Here is a 26,088-nt window from a genome sequence, read left to right as displayed (position 1 = left end):
CTTAAGTAATTGACATTGTTCAGTTGTGAACGATAATACAGCGCTTAAATTAGTACTCTTTTATATAGTTAACAAGTACTGATTAGAACACCTTTCTAAAAGGACTGCCTAAGTTGAAAACTAACCTACCCATTACCCAACAAGAACGTAAGTTTGACGCCGATCTACAGCTTGTTTCCACGACCAATTTAAAAGGCATTATTACCTATGCTAACCCAGATTTTTGTAACGTTAGTGGCTTTGATTTAGAAGAGTTAGTTGGCAAAAGCCATAACGTGGTTCGTCACCCAGACATGCCACCTTTAGCGTTTGAAGAAATGTGGCGTGTGATAGAAAAAGGCGAACCTTGGTATGGCGTAGTTAAAAACCGCTGCAAAAATGGTGATTTCTATTGGGTCGATGCCTATGCCACACCCATTTACTTAGATGATAAAATAAGTGGTTATCAGTCTGTACGTACTCGACCCTCAGAAACAAGAAAGCAGTATGCTGAAAAAACGTACAAAAAAATTCAAGCTGGAAGCAAATCGACGCTAAGCTCTCGCCCCATTATTCATAGTCAATTACTTGCCCTAGCTTTACTAGCACCTTTATTAAGCGGTGTAGCTAATTATTTAATGCCACAATTTAGCCTACTTTGGTTAAGCCTTATTCCTTTATTGGCGATAGCTTTTACTTGGTTTAGCTTGTCACCGCTACGTAAGCTTAATCAATTAAGTTTAAAAATTATCAATAACCCTACGGCCCAAAAAATATTTACGCAGCGTCGTAACGAAACCGCCGCGCCTGAATTAGCTTTCTATGCTTACCGTGCCCAAATACGCACTATTTTAGGACGCATGAGTGACACCTTAAATGTGATTAATGGTGTTATGGATAAGCTGAATTATCAAGTTTCTAGTAATACTCAAGCACTGAACCAGCAAGAACAAGACCTAGAACTTATCGCTACTGCCATTCACGAAATGTCGGCCAGTATTCGTGAAATAGATCATAACATTGCTGCCAATAGTGACCACTTAGATAGCTCATGTGCTGTGTGTACAACGGCTTATGGCGACATTGAGAAGACTGCAAAATCGATTGAGAAAATCTGCGTTGAACTGAATGAAACGTCACAAGAAGTGAATAAATTAAGCCTTGCTAGTGCAGAAGTTGACCGTGTAATGGATCAAATTGCCGGTATTTCTGAGCAAACTAACTTGTTGGCACTTAACGCGGCAATTGAAGCAGCCCGCGCGGGTGAGGCTGGGCGTGGCTTTGCAGTTGTTGCCGATGAAGTCAGAGTATTAGCTGCCAGTACGCGCACTTCTACAGAAGATATTCACACAACCCTAGAACACATTCGCATAACGATTAAGCGAGTGGTGGAACGCATGGATCATAATGAATCCAGTGTCGACAACAGTCGTAATCAGATTTTAGATGCAATGACTCGGTTCACCGATATTAAAGATGCTTTTAATGAAATTGCAAACCGTGAAATGCAAGTCGCTGCAGCGGTTAGCCAACAACGCAATGTTGCTGAAGAAATCGATCAACGTATCTTGTCCATTAATCAACAAGCCAGTACAAGCTTAGCCGGTGCAAGGCTTGCTGATGCTGCTTTGCAAGAATTAAACAGTCAAAGCCAAGCCTTACAATCCACAATTCGTGCCTTTAAGTAGTATTAATAAAATAAGCTAAGTAGCAACAACAGCAATAAAAAGCCTGCAAAACCTTTCCAAAAGTTAAGGGGTTTAATTTCATTTGTGGATTCATCTAGCAGGCTTTCACGCGGCTTTTTTAAATCATAAATAAACTCAGATAAACGGCGATAACGCAATTCAGGATTAAGCTGTAAAGCTTTACGCAGTGGTAAATCTATCCACACCGGCAAGTTAGGATTAATCTGAAAAGAAGGTACGTAATCTAGGTTTGAAAAATCAACTTTAGAACTAAGTCCTTCTAATTGTTCTGCATAAGGTAGTTTTTTAGTGAGCATTTCAAAAGCCAGAGCAGCTATGGAAAATTGATCGGCACGCTCATTAGGTTCTTGCCCTAAACGGTATTCGGGTGCGGAATAAGCCGTTAAGCCAACCCTTCTTGCTAGGGTTAACAAAGGGGGTAAGTCGGCCATTTTTACTACGCCACACGCCGCAAAATCAACCAATTTAATAACGCCAAGTCGATCGACCATAATGTTTTGTGGGGTTAAGTTTTGGTGTAAAATTTCGCGTCGATGCAACGCTCTAATGGCTTTGGTTATTTGCTCAATTAAATCCACACGTACTTTAATATCTGCATCGGGGTTATCTATTAACCATTGTTCCAAAGTACGACCTTCAACGTATTCCATTAGATAATACAGTTGCTTACGGGGCCGTGATAAATCGACTACTCTTGCGACATAAGGTGATGAAACCCGTTCAACTACCCATTGCTGCATAATAAAGTGGGTAATAAATTCTTTTTTACGAGCCAATTGTGGTGAAGGTGCTTTTAGCACTAAATGGCGATCTGTTGCAGCATCAAATACTTTATAAATACGGCTAGTGGCGCTGCGTGATAAAACTTTTATTACTTGATAGCCATCGAGCTCATCACCTGATTGTAATTCTGGTGGAACAGGCAGATTAGAATAAACTTCGCCTAAAGCTTCTTCAGCTATTTGTGGTAATTGATCCACTCTTAATAATTGAAAGCAAAAATTATAGCTGGAATAGCCACGTCGACTGGCTTTTTCTATAGCACGCTTCAATATTTCATCACAAGTTAGATTCAAATCTTCTGAAAACCGCCCAATTAGTTGTACAAAATCTGAAGGTACCAATGTGCCTTTTACCGCTTGGGTGGTAAATAAAAATAAATCACCTTGGCGGATTGAAAAATTCAAATAGTCAATGTCTAAACTTGGATTCATACCCATAGCACGCGAAGGATAACGATAACCACCTAAAAAAGTGGTATGTTCAATATTAAGCAATTGGCAGTCTGCACCGCGTAAGCGATACACTAGGGTATCACCCATATGAAACAAGTGTGCTTGTTGACCACGCAATAGCAAGGCGCTCATTGAGCTAATATAGCTGCCATTAGCCAGTTTGCTATTTTGTGCAAAAAGCCAGCTATTTAAAGCGGATAATACTTTTTTTGCCGAAGTTTTAACGTTCCAATTATCCGGTGTCGAGTAGTAATCGGCAATAAATCCCCGAACACTGATTTCACTTGCTTGCTTAGCCATCACATTACGCCAAGTAGAGTCAGCGATCACTGCTGCGACACCTTTTACTGCTAGCTGAGAGTCTTTTGGGCTGGCAACTGCTATCGATGCGCGGGCGCTTTGTTGATTTTGAGCTAGATAGGATTGCCCATAACTTACTTTTAATTCACTCAACTGCATCTGAAAACACCCTAAACAACGTGAATACTATTCTAAGATCAACAGTATCTTCCTTGTGCAACCTACTTCTCAAGCTTATTACTGTTATCCCTTGGTATGAAAGGACTGCAACAAGTTGGAGTTATCGCCACAAGGAACGTATAATCACACCGCTTAAACATTTTCTTAATTCTAATTCTAATTCTTACTAGGGTCTAAAGCTGATGAGCTATAACAAGATTCCTGCTGGTAAATCTCTTCCAGAAGACATTAATGTAGTGATTGAAATTCCTGCTAATCACTCGCCTGTCAAATATGAAATTGACAAGGATATGGACGCATTAGTCGTCGACCGTTTTATGGCAACACCCATGTTTTATCCAGCAAACTATGGTTATATCCCTAGAACGCTGGGTGAAGATGGTGATGCACTTGATGTGCTAGTAATCACGCCCCATCCTGTTGAACCAGGTAGTGTGATTCGTTGCCGTGCTGTGGGTGTATTGAATATGGTTGATGAATCAGGTTCTGATGCAAAACTGATTGCCGTACCTCACCAATCACTTACGACTATTTATAACGATGTTCAAGACATTAATGATGTGCCTGAATTGTTACGTCGTCAAATCGCTCACTTCTTTGAAAATTACAAAGACCTTGAAGAAGGTAAATGGGTAAAAGTAGAAAACTGGGGAACAAAAGCAGACGCGCACGCGGCTATTTTGAAATCTGAAGCAGCTTACAAAGCTTAATTCAGTCCTAGCTAGTTAAAATGAAGTGACTCCCGATGCTGGGGATCACTTCATTTTATTTTAATTAAGAAAAACTTAGCGGGCGATCGCCTTCTTCATCACGAATGCTGGTAGGCAAACCCATTTGATTTAGCAGGCTTAAAAAAGGCGAAGGTGGGAGTTCTTCCACGTTAACCATCTTTTCTACGTCCCAAGTGCCTTGGGCAACCAAAATTGCTGCTGCAACAGCCGGAACACCAGCGGTATACGAAATACCCTGTGAACCCACCTCGTTATAAGCGTCTTTATGGTCAGCGATGTTATAAATAAACACTTCGCGTTCTTTACCGTCTTTTATACCCTTAACTAGATTTCCAATGCAGGTCTTGCCAGTGTAGTTAGGTGCTAAAGAAGTTGGGTTAGGCAGCACTGCTTTAACTACTTTAAGCGGCACAACGTCTAAACCTTCAGCCGTTGTTACAGGCTGTTCGGATAATAAACCTAGGTTGTTAAGCACCGTAAACACATTGATGTAGTGTTCACCAAAGCCCATCCAAAAGCGAATATTGGGTACATCTAGGTTTTTAGATAAGGAATGAATTTCATCATGCCCTGTCATGTAGCTAGTTTGTTCACCGACTGAAGGTAGATTATCGGTACGCTTTACTTCAAACATTTTGTTGCTGGTCCATTGGTGATTTTGCCAAGACCAAACCTGCCCAGTGAATTCACGAAAGTTAATTTCTGGATCAAAATTAGTTGCAAAGTAATGACCGTGGCTGCCTGCATTAATATCAATGATATCAATGGAGTCAATGGCATCAAAGTAATCTTGCTTTGCTAAAGCAGCATAAGCATTGACTACGCCTGGATCAAAGCCAACACCTAAAATGGCGGTTAGTTTCTTCTCAGCGCAGGCTGCTTTGCGCTTCCATTCATAATTGCCGTACCAAGGTGGTGTTTCACAAATTTTACTGGGATCTTCATGGATAGCGGTGTCAAGGTAAGCCGCACCCGTTTCTAGGCAAGCGCTAAGGACGGCCATATTAACAAAGGCTGAGCCTAGGTTAATCACAATCTGAGATTGGGTTTCGTGAATTAAAGCAACGGTAGCAGCCACATCCAAAGCATCCAATGCATAACACTGAATAGCACCAGCAAGTTTCATACTGCCTTTTTCTTCAACACTTTTAGCGATGTCTTTACACTTTTCTAGCGTGCGTGAAGCCAAGGCTAATTGCCCAAGAATATCGTTGTTTTGTGCACATTTATGAGCGACAACCTGCGCGACACCTCCAGCACCAATAATCAGAACGTTTTTTTTCATTTCTAGGCTTTACTCCACTTTTAATGCAACTCAAGCAGGGCTCAGGAGAGCCCTTGCACAAAGTCGCCGTAATTAAACTCCTTAACGAGTTCAATACTGCCATCCAGTTGTTTAATTGCAATGGCAGGCATTTTTACACCGTTAAACCAGTTTTTCTTAACCATGGTATAACCGGCTGTGTCTTGAAAAGACAAGCGATCACCTATTTGCAAAGGTTTTGCAAACTTAAATTCACCAAAAATATCACCCGCTAAACATGATTTACCACAGACCATGTATTCATACTCACCTTGGTTAGGCAGTAGTTTGGCTGTTTCACGGTAAATAAGTAAATCTAATAAATGCGCTTCAATAGAGCTGTCGACTAGGGCAAGGTGCTTGCCATTAAACAGCGTGTCTAAAACAGTAACTTCTAGCGTGGTGGTATTGGTAATTGCTGCTTCACCGGGTTCTAAATAAACCTGTATACCCCAAGTTTGAGCAAAGTTTTTTAAGCGTTGGCAAAAAGCATCTAACGGATAATCGTCACCCGTAAAGTGAATGCCACCACCTAAACTTACCCATTCTACTTGGTTTAATAATTCCCCAAAACGGGTTTCTATGCCGGTAAGCATTTCATCAAAGCGTGCAAAGCTTTTATTTTCACAGTTGTTGTGAAACATAAAACCAGACACTTTATCTATAACCGCTGCAATTTTGGCAGGGTCATGTTCGCCTAAACGACTAAAAGGGCGGGCTGGATCAGCTAAGGCAAATTCTGAGGTGCTAACACCTGGGTTAACACGTAAACCACGCGTATGCTCACGCGAAACGGCTTCAAATCGCTGTAACTGGCTAATGGAGTTAAAGATTATTTTGTCGCTATTATGCAGCACTTCTGTTATTTCATCGTCGGCATAAGCAACGCTATAGGCGTGGGTTTCACCGGCAAATTTTTCACGGCCAAGTTTTACTTCATAAAGCGAAGAGGAGGTTGTGCCATCCATGTACGCTTGCATTAGGTCAAACACTGACCAAGTGGCAAAACATTTCAGCGCCAGCAGCGCTTTAGCACCTGATTGCTTACGAACATAGGCAATTTTCTCCATGTTCTTTAGCAGCAGGCTTTTATCGATTAAGTAATAGGGCGTTTTAAGCATCGCAAGCCTCATACTTAACCCCAGCTGTTTAGAGCTGGGGTTAAGTTTAGTGTTAGCAAAACGCGCGATTATATACGATATACACTTTTAGTCATCACTTTGGACAGTAAAGCCATGACTTTTTTTACAGGCATAGGAAATGCTACACCGCCAGCACCTAATGCCCAGTCAGCGTGTTGCGCCTCATCTTCATGCATTTGGCGTAAAATAGCGCGAGAACGGTCATCTTGAATGGGTAAAGACTCAAAATGTTCTTCTAGGTGTTTACAAACTTGTTCTTCAGTTGCTGCAACAAAACCTAGGCTGTATTTATCACCGGCTAAACCTGCTGCTGCACCTACCCCAAAAGATAAGCCGTAAAACAGCGGATTTAACAGGCTGGTGCGACTGTCTAGCTCTTGCAAGCGCTGGTCACACCAAGCAAGGTGGTCGATCTCTTCCTGTGCTGCCTGCGTCATTTGCTCGCGTACTTCTTCCAGTTTTGCCGTCATAGCTTGACCTTGATAAAGTGCTTGAGCACACACTTCGCCAGTGTGGTTAATACGCATTAAGCCAGCCGCATGACGTCGCTCTGCTTCATCCATATCGGCTTGTTCATGCGCCAGCGCAGGATTAGGACGATAAGGCTGAGCGGCTTTAGGCACTAGAGTACGCAAAAGTACATCAAACTGGCTGATTACTTTATCAACCTTGGTTTCTTGTCTGGGAAGAGACATACCACCCTCCTGATTTAAGCCTTACAAAATTTAAGCAACACCTAGCTGCTTTAACGTATGGCGAGCAATCATTTTTTCTTCATTAGTTGGAATAGCAAACACCTTCACTCGGCTATCATCAGCTGAAATCAGGTACTCGTTTGCTTGATTACGTGCTGGGTCTAACTTCATGCCAAGCCAAGCATTTTGTTTAACCACCGCAGCACGTAAATCGGCATCGTTTTCGCCTACACCGCCGGTGAATACGAATACATCTAAACCACCTAAAGCTGCTGTTAAAGAACCCGTTTCACGCATGATTCGATAAACTAAAATATCAATGGCTTTTTTGGCTAAAGGATCGTCTGATTTTTTCAGGGTCAACATATCGGAAGAAATGCCACCGGATACACCAAACCAACCGCATTCTTTATACAAGAAATTTTCTAGCTGTTTTGCATTCCAGCCTTTTTCTTGCATTAAATACAGCATGACACCTGGGTCTAATTGACCTGAGCGCGTCCCCATAGGCAAGCCTTCAACCGCCGTAAAACCCATCGTTGAGGCTAGGCTGGTGCCTTTATTAATCGCGCACATAGAGCTGCCAGCGCCCAAATGGGCAACCAATAGTTTTTGTTGCGCTAGGTCAGCATCTAAACGCTCTAGCTTGTCGTAAATGTATTCATAAGACAAACCATGAAAACCGTAACGACGAATGCCTTCTTCGGTCAGTTTTTGAGGAATCGCAAATTCACGCGCAACAACGGGTGTCGTGCTATGGAAAGACGTATCAAAACACGCAACTTGAGGGCTGTTGGGTAAAAACTCACGGCACAGGTGAATCAGCTTTAAGTTGTAAGGCTGGTGCAATGGTGCTAACGGAATTAATGTTTCTAAAAATGCTAAAACGTCTGTATCAATCACCACCGGCTCAGCATAACGATCACCACCGTGTACAACGCGATGACCAATCCAAGCCACTTTAAAATGGGGGGTGTTTTTCTCAATCCACTGCAACACAACTTTTAATGCGCTGGCATGGGCTTGTTTATCAGCAACGCCTAGTTGCTCTGCACTTAACGTTTCTTTGTCAACTAATACACCGTCAGGGTTAACGCTATGGTCATAAATTTCTAAACGCGCAGGACCAGACAAATTAGCAACTTTAACGCGAAAATGCTGGGTTATTTCGCTACCTTGTACATCAAATAAAGAGCACTTTAAACTTGAAGAACCGGCATTAATAATTAACACCATATTGGTTTTTTCAGACACGGTTTTTTCAGAAGACATAGCTTACTCCAGACGACCCAATTTACGCGCAACCATCACTGCAACTGCACAAGAAGACAAGCGCTCTAGTGATTTAGCCGCACGGCTAGTCAAAATAATGGGCACACGCGCACCCATAACAATACCGGCAGCTTTAGCGCTGGCTAGGTACTGAAGTTGTTTAGCAAACATATTGCCAGACTCTAAATCAGGTGCCATTAGAATATCGACATCACCTGGAACTTCCGATTTGATGCCTTTATCTAAAGCGGCTTCTAAAGAAATAGCATTATCAAAAGCTAACGGGCCATCAACAATCGCGCCGGTAATTTGACCACGATCAAGCATTTTGCAAAGCGCTGCTGCATCAAGCGTTGACTGAATATTCGGTTTGATTTTTTCAACCGCTGAAAGAATGGCAGCTTTAGGTAGATCAATACCCAAGGCATGAGCGCAATCAATGGCATTTTGTAGAATATCGCGCTTATCCATTAAATTGGGCGAAATATTAATCGCGGCATCAGTAATAAATAGCGTTTTGTGATAACTAGGCACGTCCATTACAAAAATGTGTGACAGACGACGCTCGGTACGTAAGCCATTTTCTTTAGCAACCACCGCACCAAGTAGCTCAGACGTACCTAAAGAGCCTTTCATTAAGGCGTGAACTTCACCACATTGTGCCATTTTTGCAGCAACATTAGCCGATTCGTGGCTGTGCTCGGTATCAACAATGCGGTAATCTTTTAAATCTAAACCCGCTTCTTTAGCAATGGCACGAATTTTTTTCTCGGGACCGACTAGAATTGGAGTAATAATCGTGGCTTCAGCAGCTTCTATAGCACCTTGCAGACTATTTACATCGGTTGGGTGAACCACAGCGGTTGGAACCGGCGGCGCATCCTTGGCTTGCTGTAAAATAGATTCCAGACGAAAGTGTTTTACATCCTCATCTTTTGGGGCATGGGGTGCTAACACCTTCTTGATTGCATCATTCATAGTTCTAGTTTTCCTTTAAGTATTAAAAAATCCAGCAATGGCTTTTGGTTTGAATTAAATCAGATTTGAGTTAATCAACCCGGTGGCCAGTTTAAGCTACGGCCAGCCAATACGTGCATATGAATATGCCATACTGTTTGACCACCATCTTCATTACAGTTCATCACAACACGGTAGCCAGCTTCTGCAAAGCCTAGCTGTTTAGCCAGTTTTGCAGCAGTTACCTGCAAACGTCCTACTAAAGCCTCATCGCCTTCTTCTAAATCATTTAACGTTGTGATGTGGCGTTTAGGGATCACTAGTAGATGATGCGGTGCTTTTGGGTCAATATCATTAAAAGCAATCACTTGATCGTCTTCGTAAAGAATCGTTGCTGGTAGTTCATGCTTAGCAATTTTACAAAAAATACAATCTTGCATTGGATAACCTCTATTTTATAGCGATACCTTAATCTAGTATTTATCGCTCAAGGTATTTTAGTTTGTCTGTTTTACCATCCCATTCTGCTGCTTCAGGTAAAGGATCAATCTGTTCAGCAATATTGGGCCAAATTTCAGCCAGCTCAGCGTTTAATTCAAGGTAGTTTTTCATATTAGCAGGTAGCTCATCTTCAGAGAAAATAGCCTCTGCTGGGCATTCAGGTTCGCACAAAGCGCAATCAATGCATTCATCAGGGTTAATAACTAAAAAGTTAGGCCCTTCGTAAAAGCAGTCAACTGGACAAACTTCCACGCAATCTGTGTATTTACAGCGAATACAGTTTTCAGTTACTACAAAGGCCACCGAAGCCTCCTCATTTTTAATGGTTTTTAGTTGTGAATAGCGGCTAATGTTCAGCTAACTCTTTAAGACTGTAAAGTAATGCTAGCGCCTGCTTAGGCGTTAAGTCATCAGGTATTATAGTCTTAAATTCATCCACTAAGGGGTGTGATTGTAGAGCAAACATATCCACCTGTAAGGGCGGTAGGTGAGAAGGTAAATTAGCTTGACCGTTACGTGGCTCATTAATCTGATCGCTATTTAATAAGGTGCTGTTTAGCTTACTGCTTTCTAATGCTTCTAACTCATTAAGTTTTTGCTGCGCCCGTTTAATCACTTTATTAGGTACACCCGCTAAACGCGCTACTTGTAAACCATAACTTTTATTAGCTGGCCCAGCTTTAACCTTGTGCATAAACACCAGTTCATCGCCATGCTCGCTGGCAGAAAGATGAATATTTGCCACCCCTGCTAAGTTATCAGCTAAGTGAGTTAGTTCAAAATAGTGGGTTGCAAATAAAGTCCAGGCTCCCAATGCTGCCAATTCTTCAGCACTTGCCCAAGCTAAAGATAAACCATCAAAAGTGCTAGTACCGCGCCCTACTTCATCCATTAATACTAAGCTTTGTGCGGTGGCATTGTGCAAAATATTGGCTGTTTCAGTCATTTCCACCATAAAAGTTGAACGCCCTGAAGCTAGGTCATCGGATGCACCAATACGGGTAAAAATTCGGTCAATTGGGCCGATTTTAGCAGCGCTTGCAGGTACAGCTGAACCTATATGTGCCAATAAAATAATAAGCGCAATTTGGCGCATAAAGGTTGATTTACCACCCATATTAGGTCCAGTAATCATTAACATTCGTGTTGTTGGGTTAAAGTTTAAGTCATTAGCGATAAAAGGATTGCTAACTACTTGCTCAACAACGGGATGACGACCGGCTTGAATTTGAATACCTTCTTGCTGGCTTAACTTAGGCACGCACCAATTTAACGTTTCTGCACGTTCAGCCAAACACTGCAATACATCAATTGTTGCTAGAGTAGCAGCGGTTTGTTGCAAACTGGCTAAATAGTCATTTAATGTATCAAGTAATGCTTCATACAGTTGTTTTTCACGGCTTAGCGCACGGCTTTGGCTGGATAAAGCTTTATCTTCAAAAACTTTTAATGCTGGCGTAATAAAGCGTTCTGCATTTTTAAGCGTTTGGCGACGCTGATATTCAAGCGGCGCTTTGTCGGATTGAGCGCGGCTAATTTCAATAAAATAACCATGCACACGGTTATAGCCCACTTTTAACGTAGATAAGCCCGTGCGTGCTTTTTCCTGTTCTTCTAGTTTTAATAAAAAAGCACCCGCATTTTCACGCAAGTCACGCAGCTCATCTAATTCGGCATCATAACCCGCAGCAATCACCCCACCTTCACGAATAATAACCGGCGGGTTGTCAATCATTGCCCGTGACAGTTGTTCGGCTAATTTAGGCAATGGTTCAAGCTGCTGATTAAGGCTTTGTAATAACGGTGACTGCACCGTGTCTAGCTGTTGTTTAAGTTGCGGCAGGTTAAGTAAGGCATCTTTGATGCGTGCAATGTCTCTGGGGCGTGCTGAACGCAGTGCCACGCGCGATAAAATGCGTTCTAAATCACCAATGTTTTTTAAGCTGTCGAATAAAGTTAATTCAAATAACCGTGCCTGTAATGCTTGCAAGGCAATTTGACGCGCTTGTAATAAAGACTGTTGACGCAGCGGACGGTGCAGCCAACGGCGCAATAAACGTGAACCCATTGCGGTTGCAGTGGTGTCTAAAACGGCCATTAGCGTATGGGTTTGACCACCAGAAAGGTTAGTGTCTAGCTCTAAATTACGGCGACTGGCAGCATCTAAATGCAGCGCTTCGTCTTCTTTTTCTAAGGTTAGCGAACGTAAATGGGGCAGTGCTGATTTTTGGGTTTCTTGTACATATTGCAACAGCGCACCAGCGGCGGCTAACGCTGGGTTTAATGCTTCGCAACCAAAGCCACGCAAATCTTTTACGCTAAATTGTTCGCATAATTTACGTACAGCCGTTTTTTTGTCGAACTGCCACGGCGGTAAACGGCGTAAACCACGCAGCTTTGCCCATTCGCTGCTTGCCCATTGTTCGGGGAATAAGCTAAGTTCATCAACCAATAATTCAGACGGTGCTAAACGTGCCAATGTGGTTTCTAATTGTGTATAGCCGATCATTTCTGCCACCACAAAACGGCCGCTGGCAAGGTCTAAACTGGCAACGCCCCACATTAGCTGTGTTGGATCTGCTGTTGTTGCGTATGGATAAATAGCCACCAGTAAATTATCACGGTGTTCATCTAATAAGGCTTCATCAGTTAAGGTGCCAGGTGTTATAACTCTAACCACTTTTCGTTCAACCGGCCCTTTACCTTCACCGGCTTGCCCGACCTGCTCACAAATGGCTACCGACAAACCCGCTTTCACTAAACGGGCTAAATAACCTTCTGCTGCATGGTAGGGAATACCGGCCATAGGAATGGGCTTACCATCAGAAGCACCCCGCTGCGTTAAAGTTATGTCTAGCAGGCGCGCACCTTCTTTGGCATCGTCAAAAAAGAGTTCGTAAAAGTCCCCCATGCGGTAAAACAACAGCGTGTCAGGGTAATCGCGCTTAATGGTCAGAAACTGCCGCATCATGGGCGTATGGTTAGAAAAGTCTGTGTCACTCAAGCCTTAAAACTCCCGTTTACTAGAAAGCCAATGCGTCAATATGATACCCGAGCCAAGGGTTCGAATACAGGCTCAGGCTTTTTCTTCTATTTTTCTGACAGGGTTTCTGCTGTGCGCTTGGCGTAGTGGGCGGCTAATTGAGCGCAGGCCATCAGCTGTATTTGGTGAAAGATCATCAGGGGCAATAACATAGGCCCTAATAGTGCGCCGCTGAATAAAACTTGCGCCATGGGCACGCCCGTTGCCATGCTTTTTTTCGAGGCACAAAATACGATGGTAATTTCATCTTCTTTATTAAAACTAAACCTGCGTGCCAGCCAAGTCGTTAAAAATAAGACCAAAGCTAAAAGCACACAGCACGCCAAGGTTAGCCATAAAAGCTTATCAAGTGGCACATCCTTCCATAACCCAGCCACTACGGAAGCACTGAAAGCGGTATAAACCACCAGTAAAATAGAGGTTTGATCTACCTTACCTAACCAGCTGCGCTGCTTGCCTATCCAGTCGGCTATCCAAGGACGCAATAAATGGCCTGCTAAAAAAGGCACTAATAGCTGCAAGCTAATGCTAATTAAAGTATCTAAAAAAGAGAATCCAGCGCCTGTAGCATCTAAATTCAGTAAAATTAACACTAACAAGGGCGTTACTAAAATACCGATAAGGCTAGAAGCTGAGGCACTGCATACTGCCGCCGCTAAGTTCCCTCTTGCCAAGGCGGTAAAGGCAATCGCTGATTGCACCGTGCCGGGTAAAGCACACAAATACAGCATTCCCATAGCCAACTCGTTGCCTAATAAGGGGCGTAATACAGGCTGCAACAGCCAACCTAATAGTGGAAATGCTAGAAAAGTAAAGCTAAATACTAAGCCGTGCAGCCGCCAGTGCATGATACCGGCCAAAATAGCCTGACGAGATAAGCGCGCCCCGTGTAAGAAAAATAATAATCCAACCGCAAAACGTGTTAGCCAAGTCATTATAAATTCACCTTGGCCTTGCGCTGGAACAAAGGTTGCCAAGAGCACCATGGTTAATAATAAAAGCGTGTAATTATCAAAAATGCGCCTGAAGGCTTGCCACATAACAAGGTTTCCTTGGTGTCATTGTTACTCGTTATTTTTAAGAACAGCAGCTAAGCTGTAGAATTAAGCTGCAAGTATACGGGAGAGTCATTATGCCGACACGTCTTACAATGATTAATAAAATTGCAGAATTAGCTACAGCAGCTAACCTTCAATTAGCCACCGCTGAATCGTGTACGGGTGGTGGTGTGGCTAAAGCTTTAACCGAAGTGGCGGGTAGTTCGGCTTGGTTCACCTGTGGGTTAGTTACCTATTCTAATCTAGCTAAACAGCAGCTTTTAGACGTTTCTGCTACTAGCTTAGAAACCTATGGTGCGGTGAGTGAGCCAGTGGTTAAGGCAATGGTAAAAGGCGCTTGTAAAAAAGGCTTGGCTAATCTAGCCGTTGCCATTAGCGGTGTGGCAGGCCCTAGCGGTGGTAGCCCAGAAAAACCTGTCGGTACTATTTGGTTTGCTTGGGGTACAAGTTTTGAACAAAAAACACAGGTTTTACAGTTGATAGGCGACCGTAGGGATGTACGTGAAGCCAGTATAGATAAAGCTTTACAAGGCTTGCTAGAATGGCTTGAAAGTTCGCATTAAATGAATTCTTGCCTTACAGAAAAATACTGATAACCTATACAGTAATTTACAGTTAATCGCTTGTAAGACCTTATAAATAGCTTGTAATTAAGAAAGGATCATGACTTATGGCTAATGATGAAAATCGCCAAAAAGCCCTTAGCGCTGCGCTAGGTCAAATTGAAAAGCAGTTTGGTAAAGGCGCAATCATGTTGATGGGCGATCAGCCGCGTGCTGCGATTCCATCCGTTTCAACAGGCTCTTTAGGTTTAGACATTGCCCTTGGTATTGGCGGTTTACCTTTTGGTCGTGTCGTTGAAATTTATGGTCCAGAATCTTCGGGTAAAACAACGCTAACCTTGTCGGTTATCGCGCAAGCCCAAAAAATGGGTAAAACTTGTGCCTTTATTGATGCCGAGCACGCACTAGATCCTATCTACGCAGAAAAACTAGGCATTAATTTAGACGATATGCTGGTTTCTCAGCCCGATAATGGTGAACAAGCGTTAGAAATCACCGATTCTTTAGTCCGTTCAGGTGCGGTGGATGTCATCGTGATTGATTCGGTTGCAGCACTAACGCCACGCGCTGAAATTGAAGGTGAAATGGGTGATACGCACGTTGGTTTACAGGCGCGTTTAATGTCGCAAGCGCTGCGTAAAATTACGGGCAATATTAAAAATGCCAATTGTTTAGTTATTTTTATTAACCAAATTCGTATGAAAATTGGTGTAATGTTTGGTTCGCCAGAAACGACTACTGGTGGTAATGCGCTAAAATTTTATTCTTCAGTCCGTTTAGATATTCGCCGCATTGGTTCTGTTAAGCAAGGCGATGAAGTGACGGGTAACGAAACGCGCGTTAAAGTCGTTAAAAACAAAGTTGCACCGCCATTTCGTCAGGCTGAATTTCAAATTCTTTATGGCAAAGGTATTTACCATGCCGGTGAAGTGGTTGATTTGGGTGTGCAGTGCAAACTGGTTGAAAAAGCTGGCGCTTGGTACAGTTATCAAGGCACTAAAATCGGTCAGGGTAAAGCCAATGCTGCTCAATACTTAGAAGATAATTTAGCGATTATGGAAGAAATTGAAGCCGGTGTACGCGACCAATTACTTGCCAAGTTTGATGATAAAAAAGACGATGCAGCAGCATCTAAAGATGAAAAATCTACGGCCTCTAAAAAAGGTGCTAAAGATGCTCTGATTGATAAATTACCGCCACTAGACGACTAATCTAGGTTGTTTTTACCGATGCAAAATTTAATGATTAAAGATGCCATTATTAAACAGAGCGTTGCTGAAACATGGATTAAAGCCCGCCGCGAGCGGGCTTTTCGCCTTTTGGCGGTGCGTGAACAAAGCCTGCATGAACTGCGCGAAAAACTGTTTAAACCCACCGCAGCAGAAATGGCTGACCCAAGTAAAATACCTGCAAGTGCGATTTGTGCTGAACTTATCGAGCAACTGATTGCATGGCTGCTGGAACTGGATTTACAAAGTGACCAACGGTTTATTGAAGGCATGGCGAATAAGCTATTACGCCAAGGCAAAGGGCCGATTGCTTTACAGCAGGTTTATCGCCAACACCGTTTAGATGCTGCGCTAGTGAATTTGCATTTACAAAACCTAGAAGACCTTTGGTATCCACAAATTATGCGCGTTAGAGAAAAGCGTTTTGGCGATCAGCGGCCTATCGATCAGCGCGAAGTGGGTCAAATGCAACGTTTTTTAGCTCAACGTGGCTTTACGCCTAATCAAATTCACCAAGCTATTTTTTTAAGCTAGATTTTTTAAGTTAGCGATAAAAAAGCGCAAGATTATCATTTTGCCACGAACTCCGTATAATAGTTGACCAGCCCAACCCGGCAAATTAATTCGTATACAGAGACGCTAACTGATGAAAAGTGCTGACATTCGCGCGGCTTTCCTGAAGTATTTTCAGTCCAAAGGCCACACTGTTGTTCCTTCCAGTTCCCTAGTTCCACAGGATGATCCTACGCTGCTGTTTACCAACGCAGGTATGAATCAGTTTAAAGATTGTTTTCTTGGTCACGAGCACCGTGGCTATACTCGCGCCACCTCGTCTCAAAAATGTGTGCGGGCGGGCGGTAAACATAACGATTTAGAAAACGTTGGCTACACAGCGCGTCACCATACTTTTTTTGAAATGCTGGGTAATTTTAGTTTTGGCGATTATTTCAAACAAGATGCCATTAGCTATGCTTGGGAGTTTTTAACCGGCGTACTTAAATTGCCCGCTGAAAAGCTATGGATTACGGTGTATCACACCGATGATGAAGCTTTTGATATTTGGAATAAATCTGTGGGTGTTCCGGCTGAACGCATTATTCGTATTGGCGATAAAGGCAGTATTCGTTATGCTTCAGATAACTTTTGGGCGATGGGCGATACTGGACCTTGTGGGCCTTGTACGGAAATTTTTTATGACCACGGCGAACACATTTGGGGTGGCCTTCCTGGTTCTCTCGAAGAAGATGGTGACCGTTTTATAGAAATCTGGAACGTGGTATTTATGCAGTTTAACCGTACTGCTGATGGTCAAATGCACCCACTACCTGCACCTTCGGTTGATACTGGCATGGGTTTAGAACGTGTTTCTGCGGTTATGCAAAGCGTTCATGCTAACTATGAAATTGACCTTTTCCAAAACTTATTAAGCGCAGCAGCAGCAGCGATTGGTTGTGAAAATTCTGACCAGCCTTCATTACGTGTGGTAGCCGATCATATTCGCTCGTGCAGCTTTTTAATTGCTGATGGTGTTTTACCTTCCAACGAAGGGCGTGGTTATGTGCTGCGCCGTATTATTCGCCGTGCTTGCCGTCATGGTCACAAGCTGGGTGCTGAAGGTAGTTTCTTTTATAAAATTGTTGGCGCTTTAGTTGCAGAAATGGGCATTGCTTTTCCAGAATTAAAAGCCCAGCAAGCATCGATTGAAAAAGCGTTAAAGTTAGAAGAAGAACAGTTTGCTAAAACCCTTGACCAAGGCATGAAAATTCTTGAACAAGATTTAGCTGAACTAAAAGGCACGGTAATTTCGGGTGATGTGGCGTTTAAACTTTATGATACCTTTGGCTTTCCGTTAGATTTAACGGCTGATATTGCGCGTGAAAGAAACCTAACCATTGATGAAACGGGTTTTGACCAACAAATGCAGGCGCAGCGTGAAAGGGCGCGTTCTGCCAGCAATTTTGGCTTAGATTACAACAGCATTATTAATATTGATCGCGCTACAGAATTTACGGGTTATACAGCGGCTAGTGGTGCAGCTGAAGTGATTGCACTTTATTGTGAAGGTAAGCCGGTTGATTGTTTAACGGAAGGTCAGCAGGGTTTAGTGATTTTAGACACCACACCTTTTTATGCTGAATCGGGCGGTCAAGTCGGTGATTGTGGTCAGTTACTTGGCGCAGCGCAGCGCTTTGATGTGCAAGACACGACTAAAGCCGGTGAAGCATTTGCTCATCACGGCGTGTTGGCTGAAGGCTGTTTAAACGTTGGCGATAAACTAACGGCCCAAGTTGAAACAGCTATTCGTGAACGCACGCGTCGCAATCACTCTGCCACGCATTTAATGCACGCGGCTTTGCGCCAAGTGTTAGGTGAAAGTGTGCAGCAAAAAGGCTCGTTAGTTGATGCTGAACGTTTGCGTTTTGATTTTAGCCACAACGAAGCGGTGACTGCTGAGCAATTGCAGGAAGTGTCACGCCTTGTTAATGAGCAAATTCTAGCCAATACTGCTGCAACTACAGAGTTGCTGGATTTAGAAACTGCTAAACAGCGCGGCGCGATGGCCTTATTTGGTGAGAAATATACCGATGAAGTGCGTGTGTTAAGCATGGGTACACCCGTTAAAACAGCCAATCAGCAAGGCGAACAAAGCTTTTCAATTGAATTATGTGGTGGTTTACACGTTCTTCGTACTGGCGATATTGGGTTGTTTCACATTACTTCTGAATCGGGTGTTGCTGCGGGTGTGCGCCGTATCGAAGGTTTAACTGGCACAGCAGCACTTAGCTTTTTACAAGCCCGTGAGCAGCAATTATTAAAAGCAGCTAGTCAGTTAAAAGTAAAGCCAGATCAGTTACTGGAGCGTTTAGAAAACAACCAAGAACGCACGCGTCAGCTTGAAAAAGATTTACAGCAGTTAAAGAAAAAATTGGCTTCAGGCGGTGGTGCTGATTTAGCTAGCCAAGTTGAAGAAGTCGCAGGCGTTAAAGTACTTGCAACTGTAATTGATGGTGCTGATGTACAAACGCTGCGCGAATTGATGGATCAAATGAAGCAAAAATTAGCCCCTGCTGCGGTTGTTTTGGCGGCTGTTGAAGGCGATAAAGTGAGTTTGATTGCCGGTGTTTCTGGCGCTGCTAAAGATCAGCTCCATGCTGGAAAGTTAGTTAATCATGTTGCCCTGCAAGTGGGTGGCAAGGGTGGTGGACGACCAGATATGGCACAAGCTGGCGGCACTAACCCATCCAACCTACCTACAGCGCTGGCTTCAGTTAAAGCTTGGGTTACAGCGCAACTGGGGTAGGGCGAGGCAGGATTCATTTCCTTACATAACCTAAAAGGATACCTATGGCACTTTATGTACAAAAGTTTGGCGGTACCTCTGTTGGTAGCGTTGAGCGTATTAAAAAAGTAGCGGAGCGTGTGAGTCGTTTCCATCAGGATGGGCATGATGTCGTTGTTGTGCTTTCTGCCATGAGTGGTGAAACTAACCGCTTGTTAGATTTGGCGAAAAACATTAATGAAGACCCTTCACCACGCGAATTAGATATGCTGATTTCAACGGGCGAACAGGTCACTATTGCCCTGTTAGCGATGGCGATTGAACAGCAAGGCATTCCTGCCACTTCTTATACCGGTGCACAGGTAAAAATTCTTACCGATAAAGCTTATAACAAGGCTCGGATTAAAAAGATTGATACTGAAGCCATTCGTGGCGACCTTAAATTAGGTCGTATCGTTGTGGTTGCAGGTTTTCAAGGCGTGGATGAACAAGGCAACATTACTACGTTGGGTCGTGGCGGTTCAGATACGACAGCAGTCGCATTGGCTGCAGCGCTTAAAGCCGATGAGTGCCAAATTTATACTGACGTTGATGGTGTTTATACCGCTGATCCACGCATTTGTTCAAAAGCACGTCGCCTGGATAAGATAACGGTTGAAGAAATGTTAGAGCTAGCCAGTCTTGGTTCTAAAATATTACAAATTCGTTCAGTCGAATTTGCAGGCAAATATCAAGTTCCTTTACGTGTGCTTTCAAGTTTTGAAGGCAGTGAAGGCCTAGGTACATTAATTGTTGCAGACAGCGAGGAGCACAACGCGATGGAAGATCCACTCATTTCTGGCATTGCCCACCATACTAACGAAGCAAAAATAACGATTTTGGGTGCGCCTGATATCCCTGGTGTTGCTGCAAAAATTTTGGGACCAATTAGTGATGCGAATATTGAAGTCGATATGATTGTGCAAAACGTGTCGCCAGACGGCAAATCAACCGACTTCTCTTTTACTGTTGGGCGTGGCGATTACAAAAAAGCTTACAGCCTAGTAGAAGCCTGTGTGGCTGAAATGGGCGCGGGTAAAATTCTTGGTGACACCACTATGGCGAAAGTGTCATTGGTTGGTGTGGGTATGCGTTCACACGCCGGTGTTGCCAGTAAAATGTTTAAAACTTTAGCTGAAAACAGTATCAATATTCGCATGGTATCAACTTCTGAAATTAAAATTTCAGTGGTGATTGATGAGAAGTTCACTGAATTAGCCGTTAGAACACTGCATACTGCTTTTGGTCTTGATAAACCAGAGTAAGCTTTTTTAAGTACTTCTTAGCGGTATAAAACAGTAAACCAAGGATGGTTTCTGTCTTTACAAATCACCCATAAATAAAATCCATTTAACAAATAGCAAAAAATCATTTAACATTTATATTTTATTGACGGATAATCGTAACGTTTTAATAAACAAGCAAAAAATCATCGGAGATGATTAGTGTTTATTAGGACTTACTGGAATAGCACTTTTTTTGTTTATTCCTACGCCTGTTGAGATGTATTTATCTGGACTATCTGATATGGAGATTCCACTATGTTAATTCTTACTCGCCGTGTTGGTGAAACTTTGATGGTTGGTGATGAAGTTACAGTCACTGTGCTAGGTGTTAAAGGTAATCAAGTTCGGATTGGTGTTAATGCACCTAAAGAAATTGCAGTACACCGCGAAGAAATTTATCAGCGTATTCAGCGTGAAAAAGAAGAGGGTGCTAATCAAGGCAATCTAGGTAATTTCTAAATCCTATTTTTTGATCGCTGAATCAGTTAAGCCGTAACTTACCAGCTATTTGCTGGCCTAAGTTACGGCTTTTCTTTGCGCTAAACACGGCCTAATTTCTAAATAATAGTAAAATAAAGCACTTTTTTTCATTTAAGGGCTAGACAAAAAAATAATAGGTGTTATTATACGCGTCGTGTTGGAGAGGTGGCCGAGTGGCTGAAGGCGCGCCCCTGCTAAGGGTGTATGGGAGAAATCTCATCGAGGGTTCGAATCCCTCTCTCTCCACCATTATTAGATACGCGCTCTTAGCTCAGCTGGATAGAGTACCTGGCTACGAACCAGGCGGTCGGAGGTTCGAATCCTCCAGAGCGCGCCAAATCTAAAAGCATCATGTAAAAGTAATACACTAGCGACACGCGCTCTTAGCTCAGCTGGATAGAGTACCTGGCTACGAACCAGGCGGTCGGAGGTTCGAATCCTCCAGAGCGCGCCAACTAAATACCTGCAAGAAAATCAAAATCAATAACCCCTTCCAGTAATAGCACCCTCATTGCAATTTAATTAACGGCATCCTTGCTGTTATTTTTTTTATTTAAATCGTCGTCCTTCAAGAATATCTTGAATGCGTGGCAGCATAATTAATTCCAGCGCTAAAGGCATTTTTGCACCGGGTACTACCAGTGTATGCGGACGTGACATAAAGCTGTCTTTAATCATTGCTAGTAAATAAGGGAAGTCGATTTTCTGTGGGCCGCGAAAGTGTATGACGAAAAAGCTTTCATCCGCTGTTGGAACGCTGCTAGACTCGAAAGGATTGGATGTATCAACCACAGGCACACGCTGAAAGTTAATATGCGTTCGTGAAAACTGTGGCAAAATATAACGTAAATAATCTTCCATTCTGGAATGTATTGTGTCAATGACTGCTTCTTGCGAATAACCACGAAGTTTAGTGTCTCTGTCAATTTTTTGAATCCACTCTAAATTTATCGAAGGTGCTACGCCAATCAGTAAATCAACGTACTGAGCGATATTAAAATCTTCTGTCACCAAGCCGCCGTGTAAACCTTCATATAGTAGCAAGTCCGTTCCTTCGGGTAGCGCTTCCCAAGGTGTAAAAGTACCTATCTGAAAGCCTGCTTCTACCTGTTCTTTGTCTTCAGCATGGATATATTGTCGGTAACTGCCTGTTCCTGTGGTGGAATAGTCTTGAAATAGCTGTTCTAGGCGGTCTAGCAAATTGGCTTGAAGTGCAAAGTGAGATAAAGATTGGCGTTGGTCTGGGTGGGCTGCTAATAACTTTTCTAACTGATTACGCGTATAGCGATGAAAGCTATCACCATGCACAAAAGCGGCATTAACCTCTTGCCTAGCAAACATACGTGCGAAAGCGTCTTTAATGGTGGTTGTGCCTGCGCCTGACGAACCAGTTACTGCAATAATGGGGTATTCCCGCGCCATATTAAGTCCTTTTTATTGGTTTTATTAAGTCGATAAAGTTTTCTGGTACGGCAGCTGCTTTACGTGTTACGTAATTAAAAAATACCACGGTTACTTTAGCCATAGCTATTTCAACACCGTCACTACGTACTACACGATGAAAAATTTCCGCATTTTTAGTACCGATAGCACCTATAGAAAGCTCTATTAAAAGCTCGTCAGCATAAAAAGCTTCAGCACGGTAATTTACCGTTAAATCAGCCACCACCCAACCTAAAGATTTGCCATCCACTGTTAACTCGGTTAAGCCGTGCGTTGCTAACCAGCCACAACGTGCATCATGGAGTAATGAAACCAGCGTGTCATGGCCTAGGTGCTGCCCGTAATTAATATCATCAATACGTAAACGCAGAGGATGGCTGTAAATGGTCGGTGCTGGAAAGGCTAAATTATTTCTGGACATAAAATGAGTTCCTTAGGAAAAAAGCCCAGTTAGTAAACTGGGCTTTAATTATAAAAAAAATACGCAGTGTAAAAATAGCTTAGCTATTGCCTTGTTCACGAGCAATAGCACGGTAGCCAATATCGCGGCGACTAAAGCACCCTTCCCAGCTAATTTTGTCTAATTGCTGATAAGCCTGCACTTGTGCTTCGGCCACAGTTTTACCCATTGCTGTTACGCAAAGTACCCGTCCACCGTTAGTGACCACTTGATCGCCTTGCATACTGGTACCTGCATGAAATACCTTGATTGCTGCTTGCTCTTCTTGTGGTAAGCCAGCAATAACACAACCTTTAGCGTAATCATTGGGATAACCACCAGCTGCCATGACCACGCCAATTGCTGGACGCTCATCCCATTCAGCGGTTATTTGATCGAGTTTTTTGTCTAATGCAGCTTGGCAAAGTTTAACTAAATCAGATTTTAAGCGCAGTAGAATGGGTTGAGTTTCAGGATCACCAAAACGGCAGTTGTATTCAATAACTTTAGGTGTGCCACTGGCATCAATCATTAGCCCAGCATATAAAAAGCCGACATAGGTATTACCTTCTGCTGCCATACCCTTGACTGTTGGATGAATGACTTCATCCATCACGCGTTGATAAACAGCATCAGTAACAACCGGTGCAGGTGAATAAGCACCCATACCGCCTGTATTTGGGCCAGTATCACCATCGCCAACCCGTTTGTGATCTTGGCTGGTTGCCATAGGTAATACATTTTTACCATCAACCATCACAATAAAACTGGCTTCTTCGCCTTCTAAAAACTCTTCGATAACCACGCGTGAACCGGCTTCACCAAAAGTATTGCCGGATAGCATATCCACAATGGCGGCTTCGGCTTCTTCTAATGTCATTGCAACAATAACGCCTTTGCCAGCGGCTAATCCGTCGGCTTTAACCACAATTGGTGCGCCTTTTTCACGTACATAAGCTAGGGCTTTATCTTGCTCGGTAAATACGCCATAAAAAGCCGTAGGAATATTATGACGCGCTAAAAAGTCTTTAGTAAAAGCTTTAGAACCTTCCAGCTGCGCTGCGCCTTTAGAAGGACCAAATACGGCTAAACCTTCGTTTTCAAAATAGTCCACAATGCCTTCTACTAAAGGGACTTCAGGACCAATCAGCGTTAACACTACTTTTTCTGCTTTAGCTAAGGCCGCTAATCCTGCAAAATCTAAAACATCTAATGCTACATTTCTAATTTTTGGTTCTAGCGCAGTACCGGCATTGCCTGGTGCAACTAGCACTTCAGATACGTCTGCTGATTGTGCTGCTTTCCAAGCAAGCGCGTGCTCACGTCCACCACTGCCGACCACTAATAATTTCATGGATTTTATTTCCTATTATTTAATATTTAGCTGAAAAGTTTAGCTGAGAATAATTTTTTTGCATTATACAGATTTTTTGGCGAGGCATTCTATTGCGGCTCTATTACCTACTTACCCTTGTGTTTATTGGCTAATAACAGCATGAAAATGTTTCTTCAGGCGATTAAACCAGTGTTTAGTCTAAAAAAGGGTACTAAAACATATTTTTTATCTTTTTTGTATTTGGTATTTGACGCTTATTGTGCAGTGCAGTATATTAAGTGAACTTGCTGCACCGCAACATCGTTAAATGACTGCAGCTGCCTAATTAAAAAATATTTTAAATTAAAATTAAAGGAGCACACCATGTTCGAGAAAATGATGACAGATATGCAAGCGATGATGAAGCCTTACCAAGAAGGTATGAACGGTATGAATGGTATGAAGTTTCAGCCAATCACTAACCTAATGCTTATTCAAGCTAAAACGTTAGAAAAGCTAGGTAGCGAACAGGCACGTTTTTACACTGAATGTGTAGAAGTTGTATCTAAGCAGCTAGAAAGCGGCACTAAAGTCACTGATGCAGCTAAAATGAAAGAAGCTCAGTTAAATTTTGCTCAAGATATGCAAAGCCGTGTTAGCCGTTTGTTCAAAACTAATATGGACATCATTACTGAAGCACGCGAAAGCGCTACTTCTGAAGTTGATGCTTTAAAAACTCAGGCTAAAGTTAAAGCCTAAGTTTTTTTAAAAAAGTTTAGCAGCCGTACTTCAGCAAACTCCCTCTGCCTGATTAAGCGTGCTGTTATTTTTACCCGACCTTGGTCGGGTTTTTTATTGGTCTTGATTTTTATTATCAGAGTCGTCATCGACAAGGTTAATGTCTTTATCTAAAGCTGAACGTGCAAAACTACCTCTAGCTAAACTTTTCCATAATAATAAGTTTTGTTCAGCAACCTTTCTTACTACCTCCATAGGATTTGCCGCTTGCATAGGATTTGCTTTAATTACCTGTTGCATTTGTTCACGTAATAGTTTTTGTTGCTCCATAAAAGTACTGATACTTTGCTCTAAATAACCACTCATAGAACCTTGCATCGAGTCACCATAAAAACGAATTAATTGTTGCAAAACTTGATTGCTAAACATTGGGCTGCCCGACTTATCATCACCTTGATTTTCTTGCTCAGTAATGATTTGTAAAAGAATATTACGGGTTAGATCTTCACCACTTTTTGAATCCTCAACATAAAAGTTTTCGCCATCAATGATAAGTTTTCGAATGTCTTCTAACGTCACATAACGACTTTCTGAGGTATCATAGAGGCGTCGGTTGGCATATTTACGAATGACTCGCAAAGTTAACTCCTTATAGAAAGCTTGCTAAAATACATTTGCTTGTTAATGTTCTACTTATTGTAACAGTCTAAAGGTTTAATGACTTACTCAAGCTGTTTATCGCTCGTCACTTTGTAGCACTTAGTCTAACTAAGAAAAAATATTAGGAGCATTTTATGTTAATAAAAATCCGCAAAAGTAGTGTGATTTACTTCAAAACTAACGATACACCAAAAGATCGACTAATAAATTTAAGTAGCCATATTTACCTAAATTTGCAACAAATTACTGAACTGTCTCATTACACGCTAAAATCAGACACAGAAAAATTAAGTTTAGATGGTAAGCCAGTACGCCTTTTAGCAGAAACTAAGGTTATACATTTTACTATGGCACCTACTTTTGCTTCTTACCCTGACAATAAAAACAAAGAGCGCCGTATCCATGAACGCCGTTTTTATACACTTTATTACCCACCAGAAAGTATTCAAGAATACCTTGCGCTGCGCCAAGCGTTGAATGGTAATATTCTTAATAATGATTAATGTGTTCG

General features: G+C 42.5%; 24 protein-coding genes and 3 tRNA genes. 13 read left to right on the top strand and 14 right to left on the bottom strand.

Annotation, left to right across the window (positions count from 1 at the left end; all coding sequences use genetic code 11):
• The first annotated feature begins 113 nt into the window (after positions 1 to 113).
• Complete coding sequence (locus VJY63_RS06475) at positions 114 to 1,667, top strand: PAS domain-containing methyl-accepting chemotaxis protein (RefSeq protein ID WP_324049179.1); 1,554 nt, start codon at positions 114 to 116, stop codon at positions 1,665 to 1,667.
• A gap of 2 nt (positions 1,668 to 1,669) precedes the next feature.
• On the opposite strand, the gene VJY63_RS06470 is transcribed toward VJY63_RS06475, so the two are convergent.
• Positions 1,670 to 3,382 carry a serine/threonine-protein kinase gene (locus tag VJY63_RS06470; protein ID WP_324049177.1) on the bottom strand — a complete coding sequence of 571 codons (1,713 nt, stop codon included), beginning with the start codon at positions 3,380 to 3,382 and terminating at the stop codon, positions 1,670 to 1,672.
• Between the two features lie 203 nt (positions 3,383 to 3,585).
• Between VJY63_RS06470 and ppa the strand changes: the two genes are divergently transcribed.
• Complete coding sequence (gene ppa, locus VJY63_RS06465) at positions 3,586 to 4,113, top strand: inorganic diphosphatase (RefSeq protein ID WP_324049175.1); 528 nt, start codon at positions 3,586 to 3,588, stop codon at positions 4,111 to 4,113.
• Between the two features lie 64 nt (positions 4,114 to 4,177).
• Here ppa and VJY63_RS06460 read toward each other — a convergent pair whose 3' ends face one another.
• The 9 genes from VJY63_RS06460 to VJY63_RS06420 form a co-directional block, all read right to left on the bottom strand.
• Complete coding sequence (locus VJY63_RS06460) at positions 4,178 to 5,419, bottom strand: saccharopine dehydrogenase family protein (RefSeq protein ID WP_324049173.1); 1,242 nt, start codon at positions 5,417 to 5,419, stop codon at positions 4,178 to 4,180.
• Positions 5,420 to 5,460: 41 nt separating this feature from the next.
• On the bottom strand, positions 5,461 to 6,558 hold the full coding sequence (nspC, locus tag VJY63_RS06455; RefSeq protein ID WP_324049171.1) for a carboxynorspermidine decarboxylase: 1,098 nt from the start codon (positions 6,556 to 6,558) through the stop codon (positions 5,461 to 5,463).
• A gap of 68 nt (positions 6,559 to 6,626) precedes the next feature.
• A complete protein-coding gene (gene coq7, locus VJY63_RS06450; RefSeq protein WP_324049168.1) occupies positions 6,627 to 7,274 on the bottom strand; it encodes a 2-polyprenyl-3-methyl-6-methoxy-1,4-benzoquinone monooxygenase in 648 nt (215 codons plus the stop codon).
• 30 nt (positions 7,275 to 7,304) lie between these two features.
• Positions 7,305 to 8,546: an acetate/propionate family kinase gene (locus tag VJY63_RS06445; RefSeq protein ID WP_324049166.1), complete on the bottom strand. Its 1,242-nt coding sequence runs from the start codon at positions 8,544 to 8,546 to the stop codon at positions 7,305 to 7,307.
• 3 nt (positions 8,547 to 8,549) lie between these two features.
• The gene (locus VJY63_RS06440) at positions 8,550 to 9,524 is read right to left on the bottom strand and encodes a bifunctional enoyl-CoA hydratase/phosphate acetyltransferase (protein WP_324049165.1); all 975 of its coding nucleotides are present in this window, start codon (positions 9,522 to 9,524) and stop codon (positions 8,550 to 8,552) included.
• Between the two features lie 74 nt (positions 9,525 to 9,598).
• Positions 9,599 to 9,943 (bottom strand): histidine triad nucleotide-binding protein, encoded by a 345-nt coding sequence (locus VJY63_RS06435; RefSeq protein ID WP_324049164.1) that lies wholly within the window; start codon positions 9,941 to 9,943, stop codon positions 9,599 to 9,601.
• Between the two features lie 40 nt (positions 9,944 to 9,983).
• Entirely contained in the window at positions 9,984 to 10,307 is a 324-nt protein-coding gene (gene fdxA / locus VJY63_RS06430; RefSeq protein WP_324049162.1) for a ferredoxin FdxA, read from the bottom strand.
• 43 nt (positions 10,308 to 10,350) lie between these two features.
• Entirely contained in the window at positions 10,351 to 12,975 is a 2,625-nt protein-coding gene (gene mutS / locus VJY63_RS06425; RefSeq protein WP_324049316.1) for a DNA mismatch repair protein MutS, read from the bottom strand.
• A 119-nt stretch (positions 12,976 to 13,094) separates the two neighbouring features.
• Positions 13,095 to 14,087 carry a bile acid:sodium symporter family protein gene (locus tag VJY63_RS06420; RefSeq protein ID WP_324049160.1) on the bottom strand — a complete coding sequence of 331 codons (993 nt, stop codon included), beginning with the start codon at positions 14,085 to 14,087 and terminating at the stop codon, positions 13,095 to 13,097.
• A gap of 92 nt (positions 14,088 to 14,179) precedes the next feature.
• On the opposite strand from VJY63_RS06420, the gene VJY63_RS06415 reads away from it, so the two are divergent.
• The 9 genes from VJY63_RS06415 to VJY63_RS06375 all read left to right on the top strand — a co-directional run bounded on the left by VJY63_RS06415 (position 14,180) and on the right by VJY63_RS06375 (position 21,436).
• Complete coding sequence (locus VJY63_RS06415) at positions 14,180 to 14,668, top strand: CinA family protein (protein ID WP_324049158.1); 489 nt, start codon at positions 14,180 to 14,182, stop codon at positions 14,666 to 14,668.
• A 107-nt stretch (positions 14,669 to 14,775) separates the two neighbouring features.
• Complete coding sequence (gene recA, locus VJY63_RS06410; RefSeq protein ID WP_324049156.1) at positions 14,776 to 15,879, top strand: recombinase RecA; 1,104 nt, start codon at positions 14,776 to 14,778, stop codon at positions 15,877 to 15,879.
• A gap of 18 nt (positions 15,880 to 15,897) precedes the next feature.
• Positions 15,898 to 16,431: a regulatory protein RecX gene (locus VJY63_RS06405; protein ID WP_324049155.1), complete on the top strand. Its 534-nt coding sequence runs from the start codon at positions 15,898 to 15,900 to the stop codon at positions 16,429 to 16,431.
• 112 nt (positions 16,432 to 16,543) lie between these two features.
• Positions 16,544 to 19,198 carry an alanine--tRNA ligase gene (gene alaS / locus VJY63_RS06400; RefSeq protein ID WP_349254593.1) on the top strand — a complete coding sequence of 885 codons (2,655 nt, stop codon included), beginning with the start codon at positions 16,544 to 16,546 and terminating at the stop codon, positions 19,196 to 19,198.
• 44 nt (positions 19,199 to 19,242) lie between these two features.
• Positions 19,243 to 20,481, top strand: a complete 1,239-nt coding sequence (locus tag VJY63_RS06395) for an aspartate kinase (protein ID WP_324049153.1) — start codon at positions 19,243 to 19,245, stop codon at positions 20,479 to 20,481.
• A 276-nt stretch (positions 20,482 to 20,757) separates the two neighbouring features.
• The gene (csrA, locus tag VJY63_RS06390) at positions 20,758 to 20,961 is read left to right on the top strand and encodes a carbon storage regulator CsrA (RefSeq protein ID WP_324049151.1); all 204 of its coding nucleotides are present in this window, start codon (positions 20,758 to 20,760) and stop codon (positions 20,959 to 20,961) included.
• Between the two features lie 180 nt (positions 20,962 to 21,141).
• Positions 21,142 to 21,231 (top strand) — tRNA-Ser (locus VJY63_RS06385).
• 11 nt (positions 21,232 to 21,242) lie between these two features.
• Positions 21,243 to 21,319: transfer RNA gene (locus tag VJY63_RS06380), tRNA-Arg, on the top strand.
• A 40-nt stretch (positions 21,320 to 21,359) separates the two neighbouring features.
• Positions 21,360 to 21,436 (top strand) — tRNA-Arg (locus tag VJY63_RS06375).
• 95 nt (positions 21,437 to 21,531) lie between these two features.
• Here the strand turns inward: VJY63_RS06375 and VJY63_RS06370 are convergent.
• The 3 genes from VJY63_RS06370 to purD all read right to left on the bottom strand — a co-directional run bounded on the left by VJY63_RS06370 (position 21,532) and on the right by purD (position 24,218).
• Complete coding sequence (locus VJY63_RS06370; RefSeq protein WP_324049149.1) at positions 21,532 to 22,404, bottom strand: phosphoribulokinase; 873 nt, start codon at positions 22,402 to 22,404, stop codon at positions 21,532 to 21,534.
• Position 22,405: 1 nt separating this feature from the next.
• A complete protein-coding gene (locus tag VJY63_RS06365) occupies positions 22,406 to 22,846 on the bottom strand; it encodes an acyl-CoA thioesterase (protein WP_324049148.1) in 441 nt (146 codons plus the stop codon).
• Positions 22,847 to 22,925: 79 nt separating this feature from the next.
• A complete protein-coding gene (gene purD / locus VJY63_RS06360; RefSeq protein WP_324049146.1) occupies positions 22,926 to 24,218 on the bottom strand; it encodes a phosphoribosylamine--glycine ligase in 1,293 nt (430 codons plus the stop codon).
• A gap of 345 nt (positions 24,219 to 24,563) precedes the next feature.
• On the opposite strand from purD, the gene VJY63_RS06355 reads away from it, so the two are divergent.
• Positions 24,564 to 24,938 carry a phasin family protein gene (locus VJY63_RS06355; protein ID WP_324049144.1) on the top strand — a complete coding sequence of 125 codons (375 nt, stop codon included), beginning with the start codon at positions 24,564 to 24,566 and terminating at the stop codon, positions 24,936 to 24,938.
• Positions 24,939 to 25,031: 93 nt separating this feature from the next.
• Here the strand turns inward: VJY63_RS06355 and phaR are convergent, their stop codons facing one another.
• Complete coding sequence (phaR, locus tag VJY63_RS06350; protein ID WP_324049142.1) at positions 25,032 to 25,556, bottom strand: polyhydroxyalkanoate synthesis repressor PhaR; 525 nt, start codon at positions 25,554 to 25,556, stop codon at positions 25,032 to 25,034.
• Positions 25,557 to 25,711: 155 nt separating this feature from the next.
• Here phaR and VJY63_RS06345 point away from each other — a divergent pair, with 155 nt between their 5' ends.
• Positions 25,712 to 26,080 carry a hypothetical protein gene (locus VJY63_RS06345; RefSeq protein ID WP_324049140.1) on the top strand — a complete coding sequence of 123 codons (369 nt, stop codon included), beginning with the start codon at positions 25,712 to 25,714 and terminating at the stop codon, positions 26,078 to 26,080.
• Positions 26,081 to 26,088 lie beyond the last annotated feature (8 nt).

This window comes from Marinospirillum sp. (genome assembly GCF_035271045.1).
Lineage (GTDB): Bacteria > Pseudomonadota > Gammaproteobacteria > Pseudomonadales > Halomonadaceae > Marinospirillum.
Note: the sequence above shows the minus strand (reverse complement) of the source record. Positions and strands in the feature narration are given on the sequence as shown.

Coding starts and splice junctions, on each gene's coding strand:
- purD (WP_324049146.1), bottom strand. CDS start 24,218: ATGAAATTATTAGTGGTCGGCAGTGGTGGACGTGAGCACGCGCTTGCT.
- VJY63_RS06370 (WP_324049149.1), bottom strand. CDS start 22,404: ATGGCGCGGGAATACCCCATTATTGCAGTAACTGGTTCGTCAGGCGCA.
- VJY63_RS06365 (WP_324049148.1), bottom strand. CDS start 22,846: ATGTCCAGAAATAATTTAGCCTTTCCAGCACCGACCATTTACAGCCAT.
- VJY63_RS06345 (WP_324049140.1), top strand. CDS start 25,712: ATGTTAATAAAAATCCGCAAAAGTAGTGTGATTTACTTCAAAACTAAC.
- alaS (WP_349254593.1), top strand. CDS start 16,544: ATGAAAAGTGCTGACATTCGCGCGGCTTTCCTGAAGTATTTTCAGTCC.
- VJY63_RS06440 (WP_324049165.1), bottom strand. CDS start 9,524: ATGAATGATGCAATCAAGAAGGTGTTAGCACCCCATGCCCCAAAAGAT.
- nspC (WP_324049171.1), bottom strand. CDS start 6,558: ATGCTTAAAACGCCCTATTACTTAATCGATAAAAGCCTGCTGCTAAAG.
- VJY63_RS06445 (WP_324049166.1), bottom strand. CDS start 8,546: ATGTCTTCTGAAAAAACCGTGTCTGAAAAAACCAATATGGTGTTAATT.
- recA (WP_324049156.1), top strand. CDS start 14,776: ATGGCTAATGATGAAAATCGCCAAAAAGCCCTTAGCGCTGCGCTAGGT.
- csrA (WP_324049151.1), top strand. CDS start 20,758: ATGTTAATTCTTACTCGCCGTGTTGGTGAAACTTTGATGGTTGGTGAT.
- mutS (WP_324049316.1), bottom strand. CDS start 12,975: ATGATGCGGCAGTTTCTGACCATTAAGCGCGATTACCCTGACACGCTG.
- coq7 (WP_324049168.1), bottom strand. CDS start 7,274: ATGTCTCTTCCCAGACAAGAAACCAAGGTTGATAAAGTAATCAGCCAG.
- VJY63_RS06395 (WP_324049153.1), top strand. CDS start 19,243: ATGGCACTTTATGTACAAAAGTTTGGCGGTACCTCTGTTGGTAGCGTT.
- ppa (WP_324049175.1), top strand. CDS start 3,586: ATGAGCTATAACAAGATTCCTGCTGGTAAATCTCTTCCAGAAGACATT.
- VJY63_RS06460 (WP_324049173.1), bottom strand. CDS start 5,419: ATGAAAAAAAACGTTCTGATTATTGGTGCTGGAGGTGTCGCGCAGGTT.
- VJY63_RS06435 (WP_324049164.1), bottom strand. CDS start 9,943: ATGCAAGATTGTATTTTTTGTAAAATTGCTAAGCATGAACTACCAGCA.
- VJY63_RS06415 (WP_324049158.1), top strand. CDS start 14,180: ATGCCGACACGTCTTACAATGATTAATAAAATTGCAGAATTAGCTACA.
- VJY63_RS06355 (WP_324049144.1), top strand. CDS start 24,564: ATGTTCGAGAAAATGATGACAGATATGCAAGCGATGATGAAGCCTTAC.
- VJY63_RS06470 (WP_324049177.1), bottom strand. CDS start 3,382: ATGCAGTTGAGTGAATTAAAAGTAAGTTATGGGCAATCCTATCTAGCT.
- VJY63_RS06405 (WP_324049155.1), top strand. CDS start 15,898: ATGCAAAATTTAATGATTAAAGATGCCATTATTAAACAGAGCGTTGCT.
- VJY63_RS06420 (WP_324049160.1), bottom strand. CDS start 14,087: ATGTGGCAAGCCTTCAGGCGCATTTTTGATAATTACACGCTTTTATTA.